This window comes from Streptomyces sp. iso_384 (genome assembly GCF_056172905.1).
The window spans coordinates 6,687,210-6,709,639 of sequence record NZ_JBWBTT010000001.1; the positions used below are offsets into that span (position 1 = coordinate 6,687,210).

Genomic DNA, 22,430 nt, shown 5'->3' on the forward strand with positions numbered 1-22,430 from the left:
CCGCGCCGAGACCCGGGCCGCGGCCTCGCCGAAGCCCGGCACCTGACGCCGCCACCGCTCACGGCCGGTTGCCGCGGAGCCTGCGCCGGTCGTGCGCGGATTTGGGCGGGGAGTCCGCGAGCCGGATGACCTCGCCGTCCCGCCCGGCCACCACGGGCCCCAGCGAACGCGCCGCCTTGGCGCGGTACTGGGCGGCGTCCGCGAGCCGGAACAGTCGCCGGGCCGAGCGCACCGGCCCGATCGGGTCGCCGGTCGACGCGACCCCGCAGGCGACCCCGTCGCCCAGCTCGATCACCGCCGCCCGGTCGCAGAGCTCGGTGGCCACGCCGACCACCGCGTCCGCCGGGGGCCCGGCCGCGAGCAGACAGAACTCGTCGCCGCCGAGCCGGGCCGCCAGCGCCTGGGGCAGCATCGCCCCGCACAGCGACAGCACCGAGCCGAAACGTTCCAGCAGGCGGTCGCCGACGGCGTGACCGTGGGTGTCGTTGACCGCCTTGAGGCCGTTGAGGTCGCAGACGACGAGGCTGACGACGGTGTCGTCGACGCGGTGCAGCTCGATGGCCTCGTCGAGCCGGATGTCGACCGCGCGGCGGTTGGCGAGACCGGTCAGCGGGTCGGTGAAGGCCAGTTTGCGGACCTCCTCCAGGCGCTCGGTCTGGGCGATCCCGGAGGCGACGACGGCGGCGAGCACGGTCGCGAAGTCCGCGTCGGCCCGGTCGAAGACGGGCTGCCCGGCCGGCCGCGCCACATACAGCTCGCCCCACGCCCGGCCGTGCAGCACGATCGGCGCGACCACGCAGCAGCCCCGGCCGCGCCGCCGGAGCGCGGCGACGCGCTGGTGGCAGTACGGGCGGGCGCCGCGCGCCGGACCGCCCGCGCCGGGCAGCCCGTCGGCGGTCTCCACCCAGGCGTCGGGCTCGCCGCCGCCGGCCCACCGCTCGTGCAGGAACTCGGTGATCTCCGGGAACTCATGGACCGGGTAGGCCTCCTCCTCGGGGAACTCCTCCTCCCCTTCGGCCCGTTGACCCGCGTTCACCAGCACCCGCAGCCTGCCCCGGCCCCGCTCCCACACGGAGAGCGCGGCGAAACTGCCGCTCAGCGCCTCACAGGCGCCCAGCGCCGCCGCCCGCCACGACTCGCGCGGCGTGTAGGCCGCGGCCATGGACTGCGCCAGCGAAACCACGGCCCGCAGCCGCACATCGTCACCACCCATTTCTCTAGTTTATGTAGATTTGCCCCCTTTTGAGTTACTTGATCAGCTTGATGCGTAACTAATTTCAACTATTTCTTCGCATCGCGCTCACTCTGTGTGAGGCACGCGCGTCGTCACTGGCCGGGCCAGTCGGGGCGCCGCTTCTCGTTGAACGCGGCCACGCCCTCCGCCCGGTCCCCCGAGAAGGCCACCGACCGCCAGGCCGCGTCCTCGACCTCCAGGCCCGCCCGCAGATCGAGGCCGTGGCCCAGCCGGAGCGCCTTCTTGGCCGCGCGCAGCCCGACCGGCGAGTTGGCGGCGATCCGGCCGCCCAGCGCGAGGGCCTCCTCGCGGTCCCGGCCCGCCTCGACCAGCTCGTCCACCAGGCCCAGTTCGCGCGCCTCGGCGGCCTCGACGCGGCGGGCGCTGAACACCAGCTCGGCGGCGCGCGCCGCACCCACCCGGCGCGGCAGCAGCTGCGTACCGCCGCCACCCGGAATGACCCCCACGGACACCTCGGGCAGTCCGACCACGGCGGTGGCGTCGGCGACGATCACATCGCAGGCGAGGGCGAGTTCGAAGCCGCCGCCGAGGGCGAAGCCGTGCACGGCGGCGATCACCGGCATCGGCAGCTCCAGGACCCCGGTGTAGGCGGCGCGGGCGGTGGGCCGCTGGCGTACGAGGTCGGCGTCGGTGAAGGAGTTGCGCTCCTTGAGGTCCGCGCCGACGCAGAAGGCCCGGTCGTGGCTGGAGGTGAGGACGGTGGCCCGGACGTCCCGGTCGGCGCCGAGCGCCTCGCAGGCGGCGGCGATGGAGCGGGCCATGTCGGTGGAGACGGCGTTCATGGCCTTGGGCCGGTCGAGAACCAGCTCGGCGACGTGGTCCTGCCCCTCGCGCCGCCGTACGACGACGAACTCCCCGTACCGCTGCTCGGACGTGACGGTCATGACTGCACCCCTGTCGGTCGACGGCGCCCGTTAACGAGCGTTACCCGGCAGGAATCCTAGACAGGACCGCCGGACCGCCGACAGGGGCGAAGCCGTAACCGCTCAGGAGCCGGTCCTGCCCCGGCGGGCCAGCAGCCACGGCTCGACCACGCCGAGCCCGCGCACCGGGCGCTGCCACATCGGCTGGAGACCGAAGCGGTACGTGGGCAGCGGCGGCTCGTCGTCGGGCTCGCGGCCCTCCTTCTCGGCGAGCCGGGCCCGTTCGGCGGCGGCCGCGACGGCCTCGGCGGCCTGCGCCTCGGACTCCGGGGCCTCGCCGTGCCGGACCAGCTCCTTGGCGAACGCCCCGTCGACCAGGACGGCGTCCTTCGGAGCTATCGAGGTGAGCCGGCTGGCGAGGTTCACCGTGGTGCCGAAGACATCGCCCATCCGGGTGGTGACCGTGCCGAAGGCGATGCCGACGCGCAGGGCCGGCATCGTCTCGTCCTGGGACATCGCCTCGATCAGCCGGAGCGCTATCTCGGCGGCCGTGCCCGCGTCGTCGGCGGCGAAGAGCACCTCGTCGCCGAGGGTCTTGATGAGCCGGCCGCCGTGCGCGGCGACCAGGTCGGCGGCGGTCGTCTCGAAGGACTCGACCAGCTCGCCGAGCTCCTCCTCCTCCAGGCGCCGGGTCAGCCGGGTGAAGCCGACCAGGTCCGCGAAGCCGACGGCCAGCCTCCGGTCGACCATCTCCTCGTCGTCCGCGGCCTGCACGACCCGGCCGGTGGCGGCGGCCAGCTGGCGCCGCCACACGTAGACGAGAAACTCCTGGAGCTCCGGGAGCAACAGCTCGACCAGCGGATACGTGACCTCGGTGCGGGTCATGCCGGGCTCGGGCGGCTCGGTCAGGCCCTCCAGGAACGAGTCGATCTGCCATTCGGCCAGCCGGGCGGTGGTCTGCCCGGTGGAGCGGGCGACCTGGATCGCCATCGGCTCGCTGAGCAGCCCGGCCTCGACGAGACCGGCGAGCCGCCGCAGGGCGAGCACATCGGCCTCGGTGAGCGCCTTGGCCTGGCCGATGTCCGCGAAGCCCATGGCACGCCAGAAACGGGAGGCCAGATCCATGGAGACCCCGGCGGTGCGGGCCGCCTGGAAGGGCGTGTAGCGCCGGTCGGCCCCCAGGATCAGCGCTTCCAGGCGGATGGCGAGGGGGTCGTCGGTCGGTTCCACCGTGTGGTCGACCTCGTGGTGGGGTGTGGCGTGGACCGAGGAGTCAGGCCCGGGCTCCTCACCCGCGCCGGACGTCGTGTCGCCGACGGTCACCAGCCGCCTCCTGCCCGTTCCCTGCGCACTGCCCTGCCGATCTGTCGCTGGATCGCCTCAACGATACGGCAGGTGTGCCCCAGCTCACGTCCTTGGTTGCCCGCCGTCGGTGCGTCGCGCGTGACAACTCAGGCATACGCGGTATCCGCCCCCGCACCCATCGGGGGCGGGAGCCGCCTCAGGTCAGGCCGCCCGCCGCGCCCCGCAGATGGACGATGTCCCCGGCCGACACCGGCTGCTGGAGCCCGCCCTCGGTGGAGAGGACGAGCCGCCCGTCGCCGTCGATCGCGACCGCCTCGCCGACCAGCGACTTCCCGCCCGGCAGCTCGGCCCGCACGGTCCGGTCCAGGGTCGCGCAGCCCGCCGCGTAGGCGGCCTGGAGCCCGCTCGCGGCCGCGTCGCCGCCGGCCGCCTTCCACCGGCCGTACCAGTCCTCCAGCGAGCGCAGGACGGCGCGCAGCAGGGTCTCGCGGTCGGTGGAGACAGCTCCGGCGAGCGCCAGCGATCCGGCGGTGGGGGCGGGCAGCTCGTCGGCGCGCAGCGAGACGTTGATGCCGAGGCCGACGACGATGCCGTCCCCGGCGAACTCGCCGAGGATGCCGCCCGTCTTGCGCTCCTCGCCCTCCACGGAGACGAGCAGGTCGTTGGGCCACTTCAGCGACATGTCGACACCCGCCGACTTCGCGAGCCCGGTCGCGGCGGCGACCCCGGCCAGCAGCGGCACCCAGCCCCACCGCTCCACGGGGATGTCGCCGGGCTCCAGGTAGACGGAGAGGAAGAGCCCGGAGCGGGGCGGTGCGGTCCAGGTCCGCTCCAGCCGTCCGCGCCCGGCCGTCTGCTCCTCGGCGACCAGCACGGTGCCCTCGCCCGCCGCCCCGGTACGGGCCTGTCCTGCCAGGTCGGTGTTGGTGGACCCGGTGGACTCCACGACCTCCAGCGACGTCCACAGCGCGTCCGGCCGGAGCAGTCCGCGGCGCAGCGCGGTCACGTTGAGGGGCGGCCGGTCCAGGTCCGACCAGCGGTTGTGTGGCGCATCCGGTGGTGTCATGCAACCCAGCCTAGGTGTGGCAAAGGACGCACTGCCTTTCCGCAGGCGCGCCGATACCCTACGAGTCAGTAGCCAGAGCCGGACTGACGGCTGGCCGTCCCCCCGTGACCGGTGCCAGACGTCGTCCCCGTGACCAGGCAGGGAGCCGCCCCCCGATGTCCGAGCCGCTAAGCGACATCCACACCACCGCGGGCAAGCTCGCGGACCTGACGCGCCGCATCGACGAAGCGACGCACGCCGGTTCGGCCCGTGCGGTCGAGAAGCAGCACGCCAAGGGCAAGCTGACGGCCCGTGAGCGGGTCGAGCTGCTGCTGGACGAGGGCTCCTTCGTGGAGCTCGACGAGTTCGCCCGGCACCGCTCCACCAACTTCGGCATCGAGAAGAACCGCCCGTACGGGGACGGTGTCGTCACCGGTTACGGCACGGTCGACGGCCGCCCGGTCTGCGTGTACTCGCAGGACTTCACGATCTTCGGCGGTTCGCTCGGCGAGGTCTACGGCGAGAAGATCGTCAAGGTCATGGACTTCGCGCTGAAGACCGGCTGTCCGGTGATCGGCATCAACGACGGCGGCGGCGCGCGGATCCAGGAGGGCGTCGTGGCGCTCGGCCTGTTCGCCGAGATCTTCCGCCGCAATGTGCACGCCTCCGGGGTGATCCCGCAGATCTCGCTGATCGTCGGCCCGTGCGCGGGCGGCGCGGTCTACTCCCCCGCGATCACCGACTTCACGGTGATGGTGGACCAGACCTCGCACATGTTCATCACCGGCCCCGACGTCATCAAGACGGTCACCGGTGAGGACGTCGGCTTCGAGGAGCTGGGCGGCGCCCGTACGCACAACACCACCTCCGGGGTGGCGCACCACATGGCGGGCGACGAGAAGGACGCCATCGAGTACGTCAAGTCACTGCTGTCGTACCTGCCTTCGAACAACCTCTCCGAGGCCCCGGCCTTCCCGGAGGAGGCGGACCTCGCCACCACCGACGAGGACCGTGAGCTGGACACGCTGATCCCGGACTCGGCGAACCAGCCGTACGACATGCACACCGCGATCGAGCATGTCCTGGACGACGCCGAGTTCCTGGAGACCCAGGCCCTGTTCGCGCCGAACATCATCACCGGCTTCGGCCGGGTCGAGGGCCACCCGGTCGGCATCGTCGCCAACCAGCCGATGCAGTTCGCCGGCTGCCTGGACATCAACGCCAGCGAGAAGGCGGCCCGTTTCGTCCGCACCTGCGACGCGTTCAACGTCCCCGTCATCACCTTCGTGGACGTACCGGGCTTCCTGCCGGGCGTGGACCAGGAGTACGGCGGCATCATCCGGCGCGGCGCGAAGCTGATCTACGCCTACGCGGAGGCGACGGTCCCGCTGATCACCGTCATCACCCGCAAGGCGTTCGGCGGGGCGTACGACGTGATGGGCTCCAAGCACCTGGGCGCCGACCTGAACGTGGCCTGGCCGACCGCGCAGATCGCCGTCATGGGGGCGCAGGGCGCGGTGAACATCCTGCACCGCCGCACCATCGCCGCCGCCGAGGACCCGGACGCCACCCGTGCCGAGCTGATGACGGACTACGAGGACGCGCTGCTCAACCCGTACGTGGCGGCCGAGCGCGGTTACGTCGACGCGGTGATCATGCCGTCCGACACCCGGGCCCACATCGTCAAGGGCCTGCGTCAACTCCGTACGAAGCGGGAATCCCTTCCCCCGAAGAAGCACGGCAACATCCCGCTGTAGCCGTCGGCACTTCCCAGAGAGGCCTGCCCATGATCAAGGTCGTACGGGGCAATCCCACCCCGGAGGAGCTGGCCGCCGCACTGGCGGTGGTCCGGGCGCGCGCCGCGGCGGCGTCCGCCGTGTCGTCCGGCGCGCCGCTGCCGCCCGAGCAGTGGTCCGACCCGGGGCGCATCGCCCGCACGGACCGCCCGCGTCCGGGCCCCCGCGCCTGGGCCCGGACGTACTGGCCGGCCTGAGCGGAACCGGGCGCCGCGGACTCTTGAGTACCCGTACTCAGGCGGGGCGGCGCCCGGCGCAGCAGGATCGGAGGCATGCTGTGGTCCGACCCCGAGAACAAGCCGCCGAAGGAACTGCGCGACGCCCAGGCGATGATGCGCAGAGCCGGCGTGCTGCTGGCGCTGGCGATGCTGGTGGCGATGTTCGTGCTCGGCATCCACTGATCCGCCTCGGCGTCCACCGAGCGGTACGGCGGCCCGGCGGTGCGCCCGCCGGGCACTGCGGGGTCCACGGCCCTTCCGGGCCCTTCTACGATGGCCCGCATGACTGATCAGCGCCGTCTCGTGCTCGCCTCCGCCTCCCCTGCCCGTCTCGGCCTGCTGCGCCAGGCCGGGTTCGCCCCCGAGGTGATCGTCAGCGGTGTGGACGAGGACGCCCTGAGCGCACCGACCCCCGCGGAGCTGGCGCTCGTCCTGGCCCGTGCCAAGGCCGCGGCGGTCGCGGAGCGCCCCGAGACGGCGGGCGCCCTGGTCGTCGGCTGCGACTCGGTGCTGGAGCTGGACGGCGAGGCGCTCGGCAAGCCCGCCGACGCCGAGGAGGCCACCGCCCGCTGGAAGTCGATGCGCGGCCGGTCCGGCGTCCTGCAGACCGGCCACAGCGTGATCGACACCGCCACCGGCCGTACGGCATCGGCGACGGCGTCCACCGTCGTACGGTTCGGCGAGCCGAGCGACGCCGAGGTCGCCGCCTATGTCGCCTCGGGCGAACCGCTCCATGTCGCGGGGGCGTTCACCCTGGACGGCCGCTCGGCGCCGTTCGTCGATTCCATCGACGGCGACCACGGCAATGTCATCGGGCTCTCGCTGCCGCTGCTGCGGCGACTGCTGGGCGAGCTGGACGTCTCCGTCACGGAGCTGTGGGTCTGAGACCGGAGCCGCCGGACACCGCCTGGGACCGGTCGTCGAACTGCCGCCTGCCGGGCGAGGCCTGGCCCTAGGCCGGCGCCGGGGCCGTCTTCCCGCCCGCCGTGTCGTCGGTGCCGCCGCTGTCGTCGGCCCGGGTCTCGGGGCCGTACGACACCAGAGTGAGCACCAGCAGGGCCAGCACCACCATCATGAACGCGAAGGCGCCCCAGCCCACCAGACCGACGGTGACCGCGCCGAGGACACCGTGCACGACCGCGCAGCCGATCAGGACGATCCGTCCGGCGCGCCCCGGAGCGCGGTCGCGTATCCCGACGATGAGCGCTGTCAGCCCGCACAGGACCAGCAGCAGCCCGGAGACGCCGCCCATCACCCAGGTGCCGGTCGACATGGCGTCCGGGTCCATTCCGGCGAGCGACATGTTCTGGTTCTCCGCGACCGTGGCCAGGACGGCGTTGATGAGCACGATGCCCACCGCCTCCCCGAACAGCACGAGCGCCGTCACGATCGCCACCGGTCTGCGCATCTGCGTCCCACCCCTGTTACCTCTGGTACGTGCGTAGCGCGGACCCTACTCATGGGTATTCCGTCGGACAAGAGGTTGAACGGCCCGGGCGGCGGGCAAAGAATCCAGCGGCCGTTCGTAGGGAGTCCACAAAGAAACGCCGTGAGGCGTTGACCGTAAGGACAGAGACCTGCACCACACCGGGTGGTTACTGTGCGGTTGAGGATCCCGGCGTACCGTGGTGCCACAAGGGATTTCACTACTGGGGCAAGCCTCGGATCACACTCCGTGTGGGCAAGCTCACCATTGGGGACGGGTCGTACGGCCGTGTCGGTAGTCCCTAAACTCAGCTTGTTTCGAGGAGGGAGTCATCGTGCGCAAGGTGCTCATCGCCAACCGTGGCGAAATCGCTGTCCGCGTTGCTCGGGCGTGCCGGGACGCGGGGATCGCGAGTGTCGCGGTCTACGCCGAGCCGGACCGGGACGCTCTGCATGTCCGGGCCGCCGACGAGGCGTTCGCTCTGGGCGGTGACACCCCGGCCGCCAGCTATCTGGACATGGCCAAGGTGCTGCAGGCCGCGGCCGACTCGGGGGCGGACGCGATCCACCCCGGGTACGGATTCCTGTCGGAGAACGCGGAGTTCGCCCAGGCGGTCCTGGACGCCGGGCTGACCTGGATCGGCCCGCCGCCGGCCGCGATCCGCGACCTCGGCGACAAGGTCGCCGCCCGGCACATCGCCCAGCGCGCCGGCGCCCCGCTCGTCGCCGGCACCCCGGACCCGGTCTCCGGGTCCGAGGAGGTCGTCGCGTTCGCCGAGCAGAACGGCCTCCCGATCGCGATCAAGGCCGCCTTCGGCGGCGGCGGCCGCGGTCTGAAGGTGGCCCGCACGCTGGAGGAGATCCCGGAGCTGTACGACTCCGCGGTCCGCGAGGCCGTCGCCGCCTTCGGCCGGGGCGAGTGCTTCGTCGAGCGCTACCTCGACAAGCCCCGCCACGTGGAGACCCAGTGCCTGGCCGACACCCACGGCAACGTCGTCGTGGTCTCCACCCGCGACTGCTCGCTCCAGCGCCGCCACCAGAAGCTCGTGGAGGAGGCCCCGGCCCCCTTCCTGACCCAGGCGCAGAACGACGAGCTGTACGCGGCGTCCAAGGCGATCCTGAAGGAAGCCGGCTACGTCGGCGCGGGCACCGTCGAGTTCCTGGTCGGCGTCGACGGCACGATCTCCTTCCTGGAGGTCAACACCCGCCTCCAGGTCGAGCACCCGGTCACCGAAGAGGTCACCGGCATCGACCTCGTACGCGAGATGTTCCGTATCGCCGACGGCGAGGAGCTCGGCTACGACGACCCGGCCGTGCGGGGGCACTCCTTCGAGTTCCGGATCAACGGCGAGGACCCGGGCCGCGGCTTCCTGCCCGCCCCCGGCACCGTCACCACCTTCGCCCCGCCGACCGGCCCCGGCGTCCGCCTGGACGCGGGCGTCGAGTCCGGCAGCGTGATCGGCCCGGCCTGGGACTCGCTCCTCGCCAAGCTGATCGTGACCGGCGCGACGCGTGAGCAGGCGCTCCAGCGCGCCGCCCGCGCACTGGCGGAGTTCCAGGTCGAGGGCATGGCCACCGCGATCCCGTTCCACCGGGCCGTCGTCGCCGACCCCGCCTTCACCGCGGACCCGTTCGCCGTCCACACCCGGTGGATCGAGACCGAGTTCGTCAACACCATCAAGCCCTTCGCCGCGCCCGCCGACGCGGACGCGGAGGACGAGGCCGGACGCGAGACCGTCGTCGTCGAGGTCGGCGGCAAGCGCCTGGAGGTCTCGCTGCCCTCCTCGCTGGGCATGAGCCTGGCCCGGACGGGCCTCGCGGCCGGCGCCAAGCCGAAGCGCCGCGCGGCCAAGAAGGCCGGCTCCGCCGCCTCCGGCGACTCCCTCGCCTCGCCCATGCAGGGCACCATCGTCAAGATCGCGGTGGAGGAGGGCCAGGAGGTCAAGGAGGGCGACCTCGTCGTCGTCCTGGAGGCCATGAAGATGGAGCAGCCGCTCAACGCGCACCGCTCCGGCACCGTCAAGGGCCTCACCGCCGAAGTCGGCGCGTCCGTCTCCTCCGGCGCCCTGATCTGCGAGATCAAGGACTGACCGCCGCGATGCTCCGAAGGGGCCCGGACCGCGTCATGAGACGTGGGCCGGGCCCCTTCGTCACCAGTGGCATCCTGGAACCCACGAAGGTCCTGAGGGACCGAGGGAGGGGCGGAAGCCATGGCAGGGGCGATCCCGATGGAGACGAGCACGGCGCAACCGCCGGCGCGGCCGATGCGCGCGGACGCGCGCCGGAACCACGACCGGCTGGTGGGCGAAGCGCGCAGGTCCTTCGCCGAGCACGGCACGGACGCCTCGCTGGAGGACATCGCCCGGCGGGCGGGCGTGGGCATCGGCACCCTCTACCGGCACTTCCCGAACCGGGACGCGCTGATGAACGCGGTCTTCCAGGACGCCCTGTGCTCACTCCTGGACCGCTCACGGGAGCTGGCGGCGGCGGAGGCCCCGTGCCGGGCGCTGGTGGAGTGGCTGGGTGCGATCGTCACTCATGCGGGTGAGTACCGCGGCCTGGCACACGGCCTGATGTCCGCCTCGCGCGACGAGACCTCGGCACTCGTGCAGTGCCATCTGCCGCTCCGGGAGGCGGGCGCGGGGCTGCTGCGCCGGGCCCAGGAGAGCGGGTCGGTGCGGGGCGATGTCTCGATCGACGATCTGTTGCAGCTGACCAATGCGATCGCGCTGGCGGCCGAGCAGTCGCCGGACGATCCGGAGCTGGCGGAGCGACTGCTGCGGCTGACGCTGCGCGGGCTGAAGTAGCGGGGCTTTTCGGGGCTGCGCCCCGGGCCCCGCTCCTCAAACGCCGGAGGGGCTGGAATACGGACGAGCGGGGGTTCGGGGGCAGCGCCCCCGACCCGGGCCTACCGTCGGCGCAGGTCCGCCACCCGGGCCCGCTGTTCGCCCGGCACGTCCGCCAGGGCGGAAGCGCTGCGCAGCTGCGGGCCGAGGCCGCCGTTCTGCGTGCGTCGCTGGCCGGGCAGCGGCATGTCACGGCGGGGCCGGCTCCCCGGTGGGGGGCCGTCGCCGCCGGACGCGTCCGACTCCGGTCCGGCCACCGTGATCTCCACGCCCTGGTCCGCCAGGGCCTGGAGCTCGGCGACGGCCCGCTCGTCATGGAGCGGCGGCTCGTCCGTCACCAGACGCGTGATCAGCTCCGTGGGCACCGTCTGGAACATGGTGTCCGAGCCGAGCTTGGTGTGGTCGGCCAGGACCACCACCTCCGCGGCGGCCTGCACCAGAGCCCGGTCGACGCTGGCCGAGAGCATGTTGGAGGTGGACAGGCCACGCTCCGCCGTGAGGCCGCTCCCGGAGAGGAAGGCCCGGGAGACCCGCAGCCCCTGGAGGGACTGCTCGGCCCCGCTGCCCACCAGCGCGTAGTTGCTCCCGCGCAGGGTGCCGCCGGTCATGACGACTTCGACCCGGTTGGCGTGGGCCAACGCCTGGGCCACCAGCAGGGAGTTGGTGACGACGGTCAGACCGGGGACCCGCGCGAGCCGTCGGGCCAGCTCCTGCGTGGTCGTGCCGGCGCCGACCACGATGGCCTCGCCCTCACCGACAAGACCCGCGGCCAGGTCGGCGATTGCTGTCTTCTCCGCGGTGGAGAGATGGGATTTCTGCGGAAAGCCGGACTCCCGCGTAAAACCGCCCGGCAAGACCGCACCGCCGTGCCGGCGGTCGAGGAGTCCTTCTGCCTCCAGTGCCCGCACGTCCCGCCGTACGGTCACTTCGGAGGTCTGGACGACGCGGGCGAGCTCACGGAGCGATACCGCCCCGTTGGCACGCACCATTTCGAGGATCAACTGACGACGTTCTGCAGCGAACACGAAACTGACAGTAACCTGGCCGTCGCCGAGTTTTCAGCAGTTTGCGCCGAATAACAGAAGTTGCACTTCAAAGGGGCCTCCAAGTGGTATAGGAGGCCCCTTTGTTGTTCGGTGGTGATCGTCAGGCGGTCACAGCACTGTCCGGACTGCCGGGGCTTGCTGCGGAATGTCGGGTTTCCCGGGTGCTCAGCCCTCGCCCGTGAGCTTGCGGGTGTGCAACTGCCGGGCCACTTCGGCGATCGATCCGGACAGGGACGGGTACACCGTGAATGCGTTCGCGATCTGCTCCACCGTCAGATTGTTGTCGACCGCGAGCGAGATGGGGTGGATCAGCTCGCTGGCGCGCGGAGCGACCACGCAGCCGCCGACCACGATCCCCGTACCGGGACGGCAGAAGATCTTGACGAAGCCGTCGCGGATGCCCTGCATCTTGGCGCGCGGGTTGCGCAGCAGCGGCAGCTTCACCACCCGCGCCTCGATCTTGCCCGCGTCGACCTCGGCCTGGCTGTAGCCGACGGTGGCGATCTCCGGGTCGGTGAAGACGTTGGCGGAGACGGCCTTGAGGTTCAGCGGGGCGACCGCGTCGCCGAGGAAGTGGTACATCGCGATCCGGCCCTGCATCGCGGCGACCGAGGCCAGCGCGAAGATCCCGGTGACGTCGCCGGCCGCGTAGACGCCAGGGGCGCTGGTGCGCGAGACCCGGTCGGTGAGGATGTGCCCGGAGTCCTTGAGCCGTACGCCGGCCTCCTCCAGGCCCATGCCCGCGGTGTTCGGGATCGCGCCGACCGCCATCAGACAGTGCGAACCGGTGATGACCCGGCCGTCGGCCAGCGTCACCTCGACCCGGTCGCCGACGCGCTTGGCGGACTGGGCGCGGGAGCGGGCCATGACGTTCATGCCGCGGCGGCGGAAGACGTCCTCCAGGACGGCGGCGGCGTCCGGGTCCTCGCCGGGCAGCACCCGGTCGCGGGAGGAGACGAGGGTGACGCGGGAGCCGAGCGCCTGGTAGGCCCCGGCGAACTCGGCGCCGGTGACGCCGGATCCGACCACGATGAGTTCCTCGGGGAGCTCGTCGAGGTCGTAGACCTGGGTCCAGTTCAGGATGCGCTCGCCGTCCGGCTGCGCGTCCGGGATCTCGCGCGGGTGGCCGCCGGTCGCTATCAGCACGGCGTCGGCGGTGAGCCGCTCCTCGGTGCCGTCGGCGGCGGTGACGACGACCTGGCGGGATCCGTCGGCCGCCTGGAGCCCGTCGAGCCGGCCCCGGCCGCGCATCACGCGGGCGCCGGCCCGGGTGACGGAGGCGGTGATGTCGTGGGACTGGGCGAGCGCGAGGCGCTTGACCCGGCGGTTGACCTTGCCGAGGTCCACGCCGACGACCCGGGCAGCCTGCTCTATGTGCGGGGTGTCGTCGGCGACGATGATGCCGAGCTCCTCGTAGGAGGAGTCGAAGGTGGTCATCACCTCGGCCGTCGCGATCAGGGTCTTCGAGGGCACGCAGTCGGTGAGGACCGAGGCCCCGCCCAGACCGTCGCAGTCGACGACGGTCACCTCCGCGCCGAGCTGGGCGCCCACCAGGGCTGCCTCGTAGCCGCCGGGGCCGCCGCCGATGATCACGATCCGGGTCACGAAAAGTCCGCCTCGCGTTGTGTAACCCGCGGCCGCCTGCCGCCCCGGCCGGGGGTCCGGGGGATCGCCCCGGGGGAATGCAGTACGTACTCCATTGTCCCGCACGCGCCAAAGTGCTTCGCCCCGGGGCCCTCCATACGGGAAAGAGGGCGTCCGCCGTACGGGAACCAGAGCTTCCGGCGTACGGGGACGGGCCGCCGGAGCCGGTGCCGCGCCCCTCCCCGCACTCCCCCGACCGGGGCCTTCGTCACAGGAACCGGCGCTCCCGCGCCCACCTCCCGTACCCTCGGTCCCATGTCGCTCTACGCCGCGTACGCCGGCAACCTCGACGCGCGGCTGATGACCCGCCGCGCACCGCATTCCCCGATGCGCAGCACCGGCTGGCTCAACGGCTGGCGGCTGACCTTCGGCGGGGAGCAGATGGGCTGGGAGGGGGCGCTGGCCACCGTGGTGGAGGCGCCGCGCTCCCAGGTCTTCGTCGCGTTGTACGACCTGGCGCCGATGGACGAGGACTCCATGGACCGCTGGGAGGGCGTCGGGCTGGACATATACCGGCGCATGCGGGTGCGGGTGCACACCCTGGACGGCGAGGAGCCGGCCTGGATGTACGTGCTGAACGGATACGAGGGCGGGCTGCCCTCGGCGCGCTACCTCGGTGAAATCGCCGACGCCGCGGAATCGGCCGGCGCACCTCACGACTATGTGATGGGACTGCGCAAGCGCCCCTGCTGACCTGGGCGGAACAGGTCCGGCCGAGCCCTCTTCGTGCGAACGCACAAAGGCCTCCGACGCGTCTTTGCGCCCGTGCATCTACGCGCGTAGGGATTCAGCGGTTACGCTCATCTGCGTGAACGCATCTGTTATTCCGGACAACATCCAGGGCGACCCGCAGGCAGCCGCTGCCGGGGCCGCCGCCCGTCTGCGCGAGCTGACCGGCGCCGAGACCCATGACGTCGCCCTGGTCATGGGCTCCGGCTGGGCGCCCGCGGGCGAAGCGCTCGGCGTCCCGGAGGCCGAGTTCCCCGTGACCGAGCTGCCGGGCTTCCCGGCGCCCGCCGTCGAGGGCCACGGCGGCACGGTCCGCTCGTACAAGATCGGCGAGAAGCGCGCGCTGGTCTTCCTCGGCCGCACGCACTACTACGAGGGCCGGGGCGTCGCCGCCGTCGCCCACGGGGTCCGTACGGCGGTGGCCGCGGGCTGCAAGACCGTCGTCCTGACGAACGGCTGCGGCGGTCTGCGCGAGGGCATGCGCCCGGGGCAGCCGGTCCTGATCAGCGACCACATCAACCTGACGGCCGCCTCCCCGATCATCGGCGCCAACTTCGTCGACCTGACCGACCTGTACTCCCCGCGGCTGCGCGCGCTGTGCAAGGAGATCGACGACTCCCTCGAAGAGGGCGTGTACGTCCAGTTCCCCGGCCCGCACTACGAGACCCCGGCCGAGATCAACATGGTCCGGGTCATGGGCGGCGACCTGGTGGGCATGTCCACGGTCCTGGAGGCCATCGCGGCCCGCGAGGCGGGCGCCGAGGTCCTCGGCCTCTCCCTGGTCACCAACCTGGCGGCGGGCCTGTCCGGAGAACCCCTCAACCACGAGGAGGTCCTCCAGGCCGGCCGCGACTCGGCGACCCGGATGGGCGCACTGCTGGCGCGGGTGCTGGAACGCATCTAGGGCCTGCCGTCGAACTGCCGTCGTCGCCCTGCAGGCGGCAGTTCGACGACCGGTCCCAGGGCCTGCCGCAGCCGGTCCGGGCGTATTTCAGCCCGGCCGGCGGCCTTATCGGCGGTCGGTCCGGCGGGGCATGTCAGCCCGTCCGGCGTTTGAGGACCGGGGTCCGGGGCGGAGCCCCGGCCTCGCCCCGGGCCGCCCGCACCCCACCATCACCACCCCGTACCCCCTTCCGCACCCCCCGAAAGGCGGACCCCGTGCAGCACGACCTCATCGCGCAGGCCAGGAACTGGCTGGCCGAGGACCCCGACCCCGAGACGCGCGCGGAGCTGGGCGCGATCGTCGAGGCGGGTGACACCCAGGAGCTCGCGGCCCGTTTCGCGGGCACGCTCCAGTTCGGCACCGCCGGACTGCGCGGGGAGCTCGGGGCCGGGCCGATGCGGATGAACCGGTCCGTGGTGATCCGGGCGGCGGCGGGCCTCGCCGCCTATCTCAAGGCCCGGGGCGAGGAGGGCGGGCTCGTCGTCATCGGCTACGACGCCCGGTACAAGTCGGCGGACTTCGCGCGCGACACGGCGGCCGTGATGACCGGTGCCGGACTCCGCGCCGCCGTGCTCCCCCGCCCGCTCCCCACCCCCGTACTGGCGTACGCCATAAGGCATCTGGGGGCGGTCGCGGGTGTCGAGGTCACCGCCAGCCACAACCCGCCGCGCGACAACGGCTACAAGGTCTACCTCGGCGACGGCTCGCAGATCGTGTCCCCGGCCGACGGCGAGATCGCCGCGGCCATCGCAGCGGTCGGCCCGCTGGCGAACGTCGTACGCCCCGAGGACGGCTGGCAGACCCTCGGCGAGGAGGTGCTGGAGGCCTATCTCGCCCGTACGGACGCGGTCCTGTCCGCCGGCAGCCCCCGTACCGCGCGCACGGTCTACACGGCGATGCACGGCGTCGGCACGTCCGTGCTGACCGCCGCGTTCGCGCGGGCCGGTTTCCCGGAGCCGGTCCTCGTCACCGAGCAGGCCGAGCCCGACCCCGCGTTCCCCACCGTGGCCTTCCCGAACCCGGAGGAGCCCGGCGCGATGGATCTCGCGTTCGCCACCGCGCGCCGGGCCGCGCCGGACCTGATCATCGCCAACGACCCGGACGCGGACCGCTGCGCCGTCGCCGTGCCCGACACCGCCACGGAGGGCGGCTGGCGGATGCTGCGCGGCGACGAGGTGGGCGCGCTGCTCGCCGCGCACCTGGTGGAGCGGGGCGCGAGCGGAGTGTTCGCCGAGTCGATCGTGTCGTCCTCGCTGCTCGGCCGGATCGCCGAGAAGGCGGGCCTCGGCTACGAGGAGACCCTGACGGGCTTCAAGTGGATCGCCCGGGTGGACGGTCTGCGGTACGGCTACGAGGAGGCGCTCGGCTACTGCGTCGACCCCGAGGGCGTCCGCGACAAGGACGGCATCACCGCCGCCCTGCTCGTCGCCGAGCTCGCCTCCGTGCTCAAGGAGCAGGGCCGTACGCTGCTGGACCTGCTGGACGACCTGGCCCTGGCCCACGGGCTGCACGCCACCGACCAGCTCTCGGTGCGGGTGGAGGACCTGTCGGTCATCGCGGACGCCATGGCCCGGCTCCGTGAGCAGCCGCCGACCGCGCTGGCCGGCCTCGCCGTCACCTCGGCCGAGGACCTGTCGCAGGGCACGGACCGGCTGCCGCCCACCGACGGGCTGCGCTACCACCTGGAGGGCGCCCGGGTGATCGTCCGCCCGAGCGGCACCGAGCCGAAGCTGAAGTGCTACCTGGAGGTCGTCGTCCCGGTGGCGGACGCGGCCGGGCTGCCCGCCGCGCGGGCCCGGGGCGCGGAACTGCTCGCCGGGATCAAGCGGGACCTCGCGGCGGCTGCGGGGATCTGACGGACCGCTTTCACGCCGAAGGGCCGGCACCCCTCCCGGGTGTGCCGGCCCTTCGGCGTCCGGTGGCGTCGGCCTCAGCCGGTCGCCCCCAGCACCACCAGCAGGACGGCGCCCGCGACGGCCGGGGCGATCACCTCGTACGCCCAGCGCACCGAGCCCCGGTCCGCGCCATCGGGGGTCGTGTCACCGGCCCGCTCGGCGATGTCCCGCAGGTCGCGGACGGTCTGGTCGGCGGACGCGGTGCGCGCGGCGGTGTCACGGACGTCGGCGCTGACCGACGTACGGCCGTAGGGGTCGTCGTGGGCCGCCCGGGCGGCGCTGCGCGCCGCGCGCTTGCGGGCGCGCAGCGAGACGGGGATCGCCCACAGCTGGTACTTCGTACCGTCCTGGGCGAGCAGCTCGGAGGAGTACGAGGCCCGTACGTCGGCGACCTCGGTCCAGGGGAGCTGGACCGTCCGGAACGGATTGCGGATCCGGATGCGCTCGTCGTTCGCGAAGACGGCGGGCCGCAGGGTGAACGCCACGACCAGCGGCACCACGAGGAGCAGCGCGGCCGCCGCGAGCCACGGCACCCGGCCCTCGCCCCGGATCATGGCGTCCCCGGCCATCCAGGCGATCAGCAGAAGCAGCAGCGACCCGCAGACCAGTGCGGCCACGGAACGGTAGGTCCGGTCGCCGTGGGGCGGCTCTGCGGGAGGTGTGGGGCTCGTCATGGGGCCGATTCTGCCTGACGGGCGTCCGCCCCGGCGGAGCGCCCGTCCGCGCTCGCGCCCCCGAGGCGGATCGCACGGATGGCCCGGCCCCCTGTACAGGTCGCTACGCGCGTAGATATGCTCATGTGGTGACCATGCCCACCACTGCTCCCGCATTTTCCGACGCGACGGCGTCCGACAGTGCGCTGCGCCGCTTCCTGTTCGGGCTGCCCGGCGTCGACGCCGTCGGCCTCGAAGCGCGCGCCGCCTCCCTCGGAACCCGTTCGATCAAGACGACGGCCAAGGCGTACGCCATCGATCTCGCCATCTCGATGATCGACCTGACGACGCTGGAAGGCGCGGACACCCCGGGCAAGGTCCGGGCTCTCGCCGCCAAGGCCGTCAACCCCGACCCGACCGACCGCACGACGCCGCGCACCGCCGCGGTCTGCGTCTACCCCGACATGGCGGCCACCGCCGCCGCCGCGCTGGCCGGCTCCGGAGTGAAGGTGGCGTCCGTGGCGACCGCCTTCCCGGCGGGCCGCGCCGCGCTGGACGTCAAGCTCGCGGACGTCCGCGAGGCCGTGGCGGCCGGGGCCGACGAGATCGACATGGTGATCGACCGGGGGGCGTTCCTCTCCGGCCGGTTCCTGAAGGTGTACGAGGAGATCCTCGCCGTGAAGGCGGAGTGCGGGTCCGCCCGCCTCAAGGTGATCTTCGAGACCGGCGAGCTGTCCACGTACGACAACATCCGCCGGGCCTCCTGGATCGGGATGCTGGCGGGCGCGGACTTCATCAAGACCTCGACCGGCAAGGTGGCCACCAACGCCACCCCGGCCAACACCCTCCTGATGCTGGAGGCGGTCCGGGACTTCCGGGCGGCCACCGGCGTACAGATCGGTGTGAAGCCGGCCGGCGGCATCCGCACCACCAAGGACGCGGTGAAGTTCCTGGTCCTGGTGAACGAGACGGCGGGCGAGGACTGGCTGGACCCGCACTGGTTCCGGTTCGGCGCCTCCAGCCTCCTCAACGACCTGCTGATGCAGCGCCAGAAGCTCAGCACCGGCCGTTACTCCGGCCCCGATTACGTGACGGTGGACTGATAGCCATGGCATCCGCATTCGAGTACGCACCGGCGCCGGAGTCCCGTTCCGTCGTCGACATCGCCCCGTCCTACGGGCTGTTCATCGACGGCGAGTTCACCGAGGCCGCCGACGGCAAGGTCTTCAAGACCGTCTCGCCGAGCAGTGAGGAAGTCCTCTCCGAGGTGGCCCGGGCGGGCGCGGCGGACGTGGACCGGGCCGTGAAGGCGGCACGCAAGGCGTTCGAGAAGTGGTCGGCACTGCCCGGCTCCGAGCGCGCGAAGTACCTGTTCCGGATCGCCCGGATCATCCAGGAGCGCAGCCGCGAGCTCGCCGTTCTCGAAACCCTCGACAACGGCAAGCCGATCAAGGAGACCCGCGACGCGGACCTCCCGCTGGTCGCGGCGCACTTCTTCTACTACGCGGGCTGGGCCGACAAGCTGGACCACGCGGGGTACGGGGCCAACCCGCGCCCGCTGGGCGTGGCGGGCCAGGTCATCCCGTGGAACTTCCCGCTGCTGATGCTCGCGTGGAAGATCGCCCCGGCGCTCGCCACCGGCAACACGGTGGTCCTGAAGCCCGCCGAGACGACGCCGCTGAGCGCGCTGTTCTTCGCGGACATCTGCCGCCAGGCGGGTCTGCCGAAGGGTGTCGTCAACATCCTGACGGGGTACGGGGACGCGGGCGAGGCCCTCGTCACGCACCCGGACGTCGACAAGGTCGCCTTCACCGGTTCGACCGCCGTCGGCAAGGCCATCGCGCGCTCCGTCGCGGGCACGGACAAGAAGGTCACGCTGGAGCTGGGCGGCAAGGGCGCGAACATCGTGTTCGACGACGCCCCGATCGACCAGGCCGTCGAGGGCATCGTCACCGGCATCTTCTTCAACCAGGGCCAGGTCTGCTGCGCGGGCTCCCGGCTGCTGGTCCAGGAGTCGGTCCAGGACGAGGTGCTGGACGCGCTGAAGCGCCGGCTCTCCACGCTGCGCCTGGGCGACCCGCTGGACAAGAACACCGACATCGGCGCGATCAACTCCGCCGAGCAGCTGGCCCGGATCACGTCCCTGGTGGAGACCGGCGAGGCGGAGGGCGCGGAGCGCTGGAGCGCGCCGTGCGAACTGCCGTCGTCGGGCTACTGGTTCGCGCCGACGCTCTTCACCAACGTCACCCAGGCCCACACGGTGGCCCGTGACGAGATCTTCGGCCCGGTGCTCTCGGTGCTCTCGTTCCGTACCCCGGACGAGGCGGTCGCCAAGGCCAACAACAGTCAGTACGGCCTCTCGGCCGGCATCTGGACGGAGAAGGGCTCCCGCATCCTCGCGGTGGCGAACAAGCTCCGTGCGGGCGTCGTCTGGGCCAACACGTTCAACAAGTTCGACCCGACGTCGCCGTTCGGCGGCTACAAGGAGTCGGGCTTCGGCCGCGAGGGCGGCCGCCACGGCCTGGAGGCGTACCTCGATGTCCGATAACAACCGACTTGGCGTCTTCAAGACCTACAAGCTGTACGTCGGGGGCAAGTTCCCCCGCTCCGAGAGCGGCCGGGTGTACGAGGTGACCGACTCCAAGGGCGCATGGCTGGCCAACGCGCCGCAGTCCTCCCGCAAGGACGCCCGTGACGCGGTCGTGGCCGCGCGGAAGGCGTTCGGCGGCTGGTCGGGCGCGACCGCGTACAACCGCGGCCAGGTCCTCTACCGCGTCGCGGAGATGCTGGAGGGCCGCAAGGACCAGTTCGTCCGCGAGGTGGCCGCCTCCGAGGGGCTGTCGAAGTCCAAGGCGGCGGCCGTGGTGGACACGGCGATCGACCGCTGGGTCTGGTACGCGGGCTGGACCGACAAGATCGGCCAGATCGCGGGCGGGGCCAACCCGGTCGCGGGCCCGTTCTTCAACCTCTCCACCCCGGAGCCGACGGGCGTCGTCGCGGTCCTGGCACCGCAGAGGTCGTCGTTCCTCGGCCTGGTCTCGGTGATCGCCCCGGTGATCGCGACCGGCAACACGGCGGTCGTCATCGCCTCGGCGGACGCCCCGCTGCCGGCGCTGTCGCTGGGCGAGGTGCTGGCCACCTCGGACGTTCCCGGCGGCGTTGTCAACATCCTGTCCGGCGTCACGGCGGAGCTCGCCGCCCCGCTCGCCGCCCACCAGGACGTCAACGCGATCGACCTCACCGGCGCGGACACCGCGCTGGCCAAGGAGCTGGAGATCGCGGCGGCGGACAACCTGAAGCGCGTGCTGCGCCCCCAGCCCGTGAACGCGGACGGCGCGTCGGACTCCGCCGACTGGTCGGCCTCCCCCGGCACGCACCGCCTGACGGCCTTCCTGGAGACCAAGACGGTCTGGCACCCGACGGGCGCACTGGGAGCCGCGGGCTCCTCGTACTGAGTACGGACCGCCCGCCAGGCGCCCGGACGGGGCCGCCCTCCCACCCCGGGGCGGCCCCGTTCGCCGTGTCCGCGTGCGTCAGCCGGTGACGAGCTTGGTCACCGAACCGACCACGGGCAGATCGCTCAGCGCGCCGCCGCTGGTGATCGGGTCGGTGACGATCGCCGTGGTCACCGGCTTGAAGTCGGCGATCTGGGTGCCCACGGCGTTGTCCAGCGGATCCACCCCGGTGCCCGCCAGCGGGTCCAGCTGGAGGTCGGTGATCGGGGCGACGCTGCTGGCCAGCGAGGTCCCGAGCGCGCTGGTCACCGCGGGCCCGGCCGTCTCACCGACCGCCTGGAGGGCGGAGACGCCCTGCTCCGGGACCTCGGCCGCGGCCGGGAGCTGGACGGCCTGCGCGGCGCCCGCACCGGCCCCCAGGGCGGCTCCCAGCGCGGTGAAGGTCAGACCGGCGCGCAGCAGGGCGCGACGTTCGGGCTTACGTGCATGAAGTGCCATGTTTTCCACCTGATCGAGCCTGGTCGGGTAATCGTCCGTACGCGCAGAGTAGTTGAGGTGTGATGCTGGATACCAACAGGAGGCCCGAGGGGTCCCCTGCGCGGGTCAATGCCTCACACTTCTGTTCTGTGAGTTCCCAACCGATCCCGACCCGCGTCGTGCTGCTCGCGGGCCCCTCCGGCTCCGGCAAGTCCGTGCTGGCAGCCCGCACCGGCCTTCCGGTGCTGCGCCTCGACGACTTCTACAAGGAGACGGGTGACCCGACGCTGCCCCGGGTACCCGGCTCCACGGACATCGACTGGGACTCAGCCGTGTCCTGGGACGCGGAGGCGGCGGTGGCCGCCATCGCCGAGCTGTGCCGGTGGGGCCGTACGGACGTTCCGGTGTACGACATCGCCACCAGCTCCCGCACGGGCCACGAGACCTTCCACATCGAGCGGTCGCCGCTGTTCGTGGCGGAGGGCATCTTCGCGGCGGACATCGTGCGGCGCTGCCAGGAGCTGGGCCTGCTGGCGGACGCGCTGTGCCTGCGTGGCCGGCCGGCCACGACGTTCCGCCGCCGACTGGTGCGCGATCTGCGCGAGGGCCGCAAGTCGGTGCCGTTCCTGCTGCGGCGCGGCTGGCGGCTGATGCGGGCCGAGCGGCGCATCGTGGCGCGTCAGACGGCTCTGGGGGCGTATCCCTGCGGCAAGGAGGAGGCGTTGGGGCGGTTCGCCGCCGCGGCGGCGGGGCGGTGCCGGCGCACGCCGGTGGGGCGCGAGACGGCATAACGCTCGGCGCGTCGACGGCAACCGCGCGGTGCGGAGGGCCGGCC

At 72.4% G+C, this 22,430-nt stretch carries 22 protein-coding genes; 13 read left to right on the forward strand and 9 right to left on the reverse strand.

All coding sequences use genetic code 11. The features are described 5' to 3' along the window. Positions 1 to 58: 58 nt before the first annotated feature. The 4 genes from AC0VY3_RS29910 to AC0VY3_RS29925 all read right to left on the reverse strand — a co-directional run bounded on the left by AC0VY3_RS29910 (position 59) and on the right by AC0VY3_RS29925 (position 4,489). Positions 59 to 1,213 carry a GGDEF domain-containing protein gene (locus tag AC0VY3_RS29910; protein ID WP_475551020.1) on the reverse strand — a complete coding sequence of 385 codons (1,155 nt, stop codon included), beginning with the start codon at positions 1,211 to 1,213 and terminating at the stop codon, positions 59 to 61. Between the two features lie 113 nt (positions 1,214 to 1,326). Beyond that, a complete protein-coding gene (locus AC0VY3_RS29915) occupies positions 1,327 to 2,139 on the reverse strand; it encodes an enoyl-CoA hydratase/isomerase family protein (protein WP_103512226.1) in 813 nt (270 codons plus the stop codon). A 102-nt stretch (positions 2,140 to 2,241) separates the two neighbouring features. Beyond that, complete coding sequence (locus AC0VY3_RS29920; RefSeq protein ID WP_103512225.1) at positions 2,242 to 3,441, reverse strand: adenylate/guanylate cyclase domain-containing protein; 1,200 nt, start codon at positions 3,439 to 3,441, stop codon at positions 2,242 to 2,244. A gap of 178 nt (positions 3,442 to 3,619) precedes the next feature. After that, the gene (locus AC0VY3_RS29925) at positions 3,620 to 4,489 is read right to left on the reverse strand and encodes a biotin--[acetyl-CoA-carboxylase] ligase (RefSeq protein WP_103512224.1); all 870 of its coding nucleotides are present in this window, start codon (positions 4,487 to 4,489) and stop codon (positions 3,620 to 3,622) included. Between the two features lie 155 nt (positions 4,490 to 4,644). Between AC0VY3_RS29925 and AC0VY3_RS29930 the strand changes: the two genes are divergently transcribed. The 4 genes from AC0VY3_RS29930 (at position 4,645) to AC0VY3_RS29945 (ending at position 7,367) form a co-directional block, all read left to right on the forward strand. Continuing rightward, positions 4,645 to 6,225, forward strand: coding sequence for an acyl-CoA carboxylase subunit beta (locus tag AC0VY3_RS29930; RefSeq protein WP_030086854.1), 1,581 nt, complete (start codon positions 4,645 to 4,647; stop codon positions 6,223 to 6,225). Positions 6,226 to 6,254: 29 nt separating this feature from the next. Further along, positions 6,255 to 6,461, forward strand: a complete 207-nt coding sequence (locus AC0VY3_RS29935) for an acyl-CoA carboxylase epsilon subunit (protein ID WP_137232025.1) — start codon at positions 6,255 to 6,257, stop codon at positions 6,459 to 6,461. A 75-nt stretch (positions 6,462 to 6,536) separates the two neighbouring features. Continuing rightward, the gene (mmpB, locus tag AC0VY3_RS29940; RefSeq protein ID WP_010058523.1) at positions 6,537 to 6,665 is read left to right on the forward strand and encodes a morphogenic membrane protein MmpB; all 129 of its coding nucleotides are present in this window, start codon (positions 6,537 to 6,539) and stop codon (positions 6,663 to 6,665) included. A gap of 90 nt (positions 6,666 to 6,755) precedes the next feature. Next, entirely contained in the window at positions 6,756 to 7,367 is a 612-nt protein-coding gene (locus AC0VY3_RS29945) for a nucleoside triphosphate pyrophosphatase (protein ID WP_103512222.1), read from the forward strand. Positions 7,368 to 7,434: 67 nt separating this feature from the next. On the opposite strand, the gene AC0VY3_RS29950 is transcribed toward AC0VY3_RS29945, so the two are convergent. Then, a complete protein-coding gene (locus AC0VY3_RS29950; protein WP_475551021.1) occupies positions 7,435 to 7,890 on the reverse strand; it encodes a hypothetical protein in 456 nt (151 codons plus the stop codon). 352 nt (positions 7,891 to 8,242) lie between these two features. On the opposite strand from AC0VY3_RS29950, the gene AC0VY3_RS29955 reads away from it, so the two are divergent. Both AC0VY3_RS29955 and AC0VY3_RS29960 read left to right on the forward strand, forming a co-directional pair. After that, the gene (locus tag AC0VY3_RS29955) at positions 8,243 to 9,997 is read left to right on the forward strand and encodes an acetyl/propionyl/methylcrotonyl-CoA carboxylase subunit alpha (RefSeq protein WP_475551022.1); all 1,755 of its coding nucleotides are present in this window, start codon (positions 8,243 to 8,245) and stop codon (positions 9,995 to 9,997) included. A gap of 138 nt (positions 9,998 to 10,135) precedes the next feature. Beyond that, a complete protein-coding gene (locus AC0VY3_RS29960; protein ID WP_475551754.1) occupies positions 10,136 to 10,714 on the forward strand; it encodes a TetR/AcrR family transcriptional regulator in 579 nt (192 codons plus the stop codon). A gap of 101 nt (positions 10,715 to 10,815) precedes the next feature. On the opposite strand, the gene AC0VY3_RS29965 is transcribed toward AC0VY3_RS29960, so the two are convergent. Both AC0VY3_RS29965 and AC0VY3_RS29970 read right to left on the reverse strand, forming a co-directional pair. Continuing rightward, on the reverse strand, positions 10,816 to 11,778 hold the full coding sequence (locus tag AC0VY3_RS29965; protein WP_103512218.1) for a DeoR/GlpR family DNA-binding transcription regulator: 963 nt from the start codon (positions 11,776 to 11,778) through the stop codon (positions 10,816 to 10,818). Positions 11,779 to 11,964: 186 nt separating this feature from the next. Further along, positions 11,965 to 13,404: an NAD(P)H-quinone dehydrogenase gene (locus AC0VY3_RS29970; RefSeq protein ID WP_103512217.1), complete on the reverse strand. Its 1,440-nt coding sequence runs from the start codon at positions 13,402 to 13,404 to the stop codon at positions 11,965 to 11,967. 294 nt (positions 13,405 to 13,698) lie between these two features. On the opposite strand from AC0VY3_RS29970, the gene AC0VY3_RS29975 reads away from it, so the two are divergent. From AC0VY3_RS29975 to AC0VY3_RS29985, 3 genes are all read left to right on the forward strand, one after another. Continuing rightward, entirely contained in the window at positions 13,699 to 14,136 is a 438-nt protein-coding gene (locus AC0VY3_RS29975) for a gamma-glutamylcyclotransferase family protein (RefSeq protein ID WP_015610940.1), read from the forward strand. A 115-nt stretch (positions 14,137 to 14,251) separates the two neighbouring features. Further along, a complete protein-coding gene (locus AC0VY3_RS29980; protein WP_103512216.1) occupies positions 14,252 to 15,076 on the forward strand; it encodes a purine-nucleoside phosphorylase in 825 nt (274 codons plus the stop codon). 254 nt (positions 15,077 to 15,330) lie between these two features. After that, positions 15,331 to 16,971 (forward strand): phospho-sugar mutase, encoded by a 1,641-nt coding sequence (locus AC0VY3_RS29985; RefSeq protein WP_103512215.1) that lies wholly within the window; start codon positions 15,331 to 15,333, stop codon positions 16,969 to 16,971. 74 nt (positions 16,972 to 17,045) lie between these two features. Here AC0VY3_RS29985 and AC0VY3_RS29990 read toward each other — a convergent pair whose 3' ends face one another. Continuing rightward, positions 17,046 to 17,684 carry a PH domain-containing protein gene (locus AC0VY3_RS29990; protein WP_103512214.1) on the reverse strand — a complete coding sequence of 213 codons (639 nt, stop codon included), beginning with the start codon at positions 17,682 to 17,684 and terminating at the stop codon, positions 17,046 to 17,048. A gap of 134 nt (positions 17,685 to 17,818) precedes the next feature. On the opposite strand from AC0VY3_RS29990, the gene deoC reads away from it, so the two are divergent. Genes deoC through AC0VY3_RS30005 form a run of 3 tightly spaced genes read left to right on the forward strand, consistent with a single transcriptional unit; the run spans position 17,819 to position 21,118 of the window. Beyond that, positions 17,819 to 18,766 (forward strand): deoxyribose-phosphate aldolase, encoded by a 948-nt coding sequence (deoC, locus tag AC0VY3_RS29995; protein ID WP_103512213.1) that lies wholly within the window; start codon positions 17,819 to 17,821, stop codon positions 18,764 to 18,766. Between the two features lie 5 nt (positions 18,767 to 18,771). After that, complete coding sequence (locus AC0VY3_RS30000) at positions 18,772 to 20,211, forward strand: aldehyde dehydrogenase family protein (protein WP_103512212.1); 1,440 nt, start codon at positions 18,772 to 18,774, stop codon at positions 20,209 to 20,211. Beyond that, the gene (locus AC0VY3_RS30005; protein ID WP_103512211.1) at positions 20,201 to 21,118 is read left to right on the forward strand and encodes an aldehyde dehydrogenase family protein; all 918 of its coding nucleotides are present in this window, start codon (positions 20,201 to 20,203) and stop codon (positions 21,116 to 21,118) included. The genes AC0VY3_RS30000 and AC0VY3_RS30005 overlap by 11 nt, the downstream gene beginning before the upstream one ends. Before the next feature lie 78 nt (positions 21,119 to 21,196). Here the strand turns inward: AC0VY3_RS30005 and AC0VY3_RS30010 are convergent, their stop codons facing one another. After that, a complete protein-coding gene (locus tag AC0VY3_RS30010; RefSeq protein ID WP_103512210.1) occupies positions 21,197 to 21,616 on the reverse strand; it encodes a hypothetical protein in 420 nt (139 codons plus the stop codon). A gap of 62 nt (positions 21,617 to 21,678) precedes the next feature. On the opposite strand from AC0VY3_RS30010, the gene AC0VY3_RS30015 reads away from it, so the two are divergent. Continuing rightward, positions 21,679 to 22,386: a uridine kinase family protein gene (locus AC0VY3_RS30015; protein ID WP_103512209.1), complete on the forward strand. Its 708-nt coding sequence runs from the start codon at positions 21,679 to 21,681 to the stop codon at positions 22,384 to 22,386. The last annotated feature ends 44 nt before the right edge of the window (positions 22,387 to 22,430 follow it).

Bases quoted from the DNA above. Each gene is read 5' to 3' on its own strand.
- AC0VY3_RS29910 (WP_475551020.1), bottom strand. From the start codon at position 1,213: ATGGGTGGTGACGATGTGCGGCTGCGGGCCGTGGTTTCGCTGGCGCAG.
- AC0VY3_RS29915 (WP_103512226.1), bottom strand. From the start codon at position 2,139: ATGACCGTCACGTCCGAGCAGCGGTACGGGGAGTTCGTCGTCGTACGG.
- AC0VY3_RS29925 (WP_103512224.1), bottom strand. From the start codon at position 4,489: ATGACACCACCGGATGCGCCACACAACCGCTGGTCGGACCTGGACCGG.
- AC0VY3_RS29930 (WP_030086854.1), top strand. From the start codon at position 4,645: ATGTCCGAGCCGCTAAGCGACATCCACACCACCGCGGGCAAGCTCGCG.
- AC0VY3_RS29935 (WP_137232025.1), top strand. From the start codon at position 6,255: ATGATCAAGGTCGTACGGGGCAATCCCACCCCGGAGGAGCTGGCCGCC.
- mmpB (WP_010058523.1), top strand. From the start codon at position 6,537: ATGCTGTGGTCCGACCCCGAGAACAAGCCGCCGAAGGAACTGCGCGAC.
- AC0VY3_RS29945 (WP_103512222.1), top strand. From the start codon at position 6,756: ATGGCCCGCATGACTGATCAGCGCCGTCTCGTGCTCGCCTCCGCCTCC.
- AC0VY3_RS29950 (WP_475551021.1), bottom strand. From the start codon at position 7,890: ATGCGCAGACCGGTGGCGATCGTGACGGCGCTCGTGCTGTTCGGGGAG.
- AC0VY3_RS29960 (WP_475551754.1), top strand. From the start codon at position 10,136: ATGGAGACGAGCACGGCGCAACCGCCGGCGCGGCCGATGCGCGCGGAC.
- AC0VY3_RS29975 (WP_015610940.1), top strand. From the start codon at position 13,699: ATGTCGCTCTACGCCGCGTACGCCGGCAACCTCGACGCGCGGCTGATG.
- AC0VY3_RS29990 (WP_103512214.1), bottom strand. From the start codon at position 17,684: ATGACGAGCCCCACACCTCCCGCAGAGCCGCCCCACGGCGACCGGACC.
- deoC (WP_103512213.1), top strand. From the start codon at position 17,819: ATGCCCACCACTGCTCCCGCATTTTCCGACGCGACGGCGTCCGACAGT.
- AC0VY3_RS30000 (WP_103512212.1), top strand. From the start codon at position 18,772: ATGGCATCCGCATTCGAGTACGCACCGGCGCCGGAGTCCCGTTCCGTC.
- AC0VY3_RS30005 (WP_103512211.1), top strand. From the start codon at position 20,201: ATGTCCGATAACAACCGACTTGGCGTCTTCAAGACCTACAAGCTGTAC.
- AC0VY3_RS30010 (WP_103512210.1), bottom strand. From the start codon at position 21,616: ATGGCACTTCATGCACGTAAGCCCGAACGTCGCGCCCTGCTGCGCGCC.
- AC0VY3_RS30015 (WP_103512209.1), top strand. From the start codon at position 21,679: ATGCTGGATACCAACAGGAGGCCCGAGGGGTCCCCTGCGCGGGTCAAT.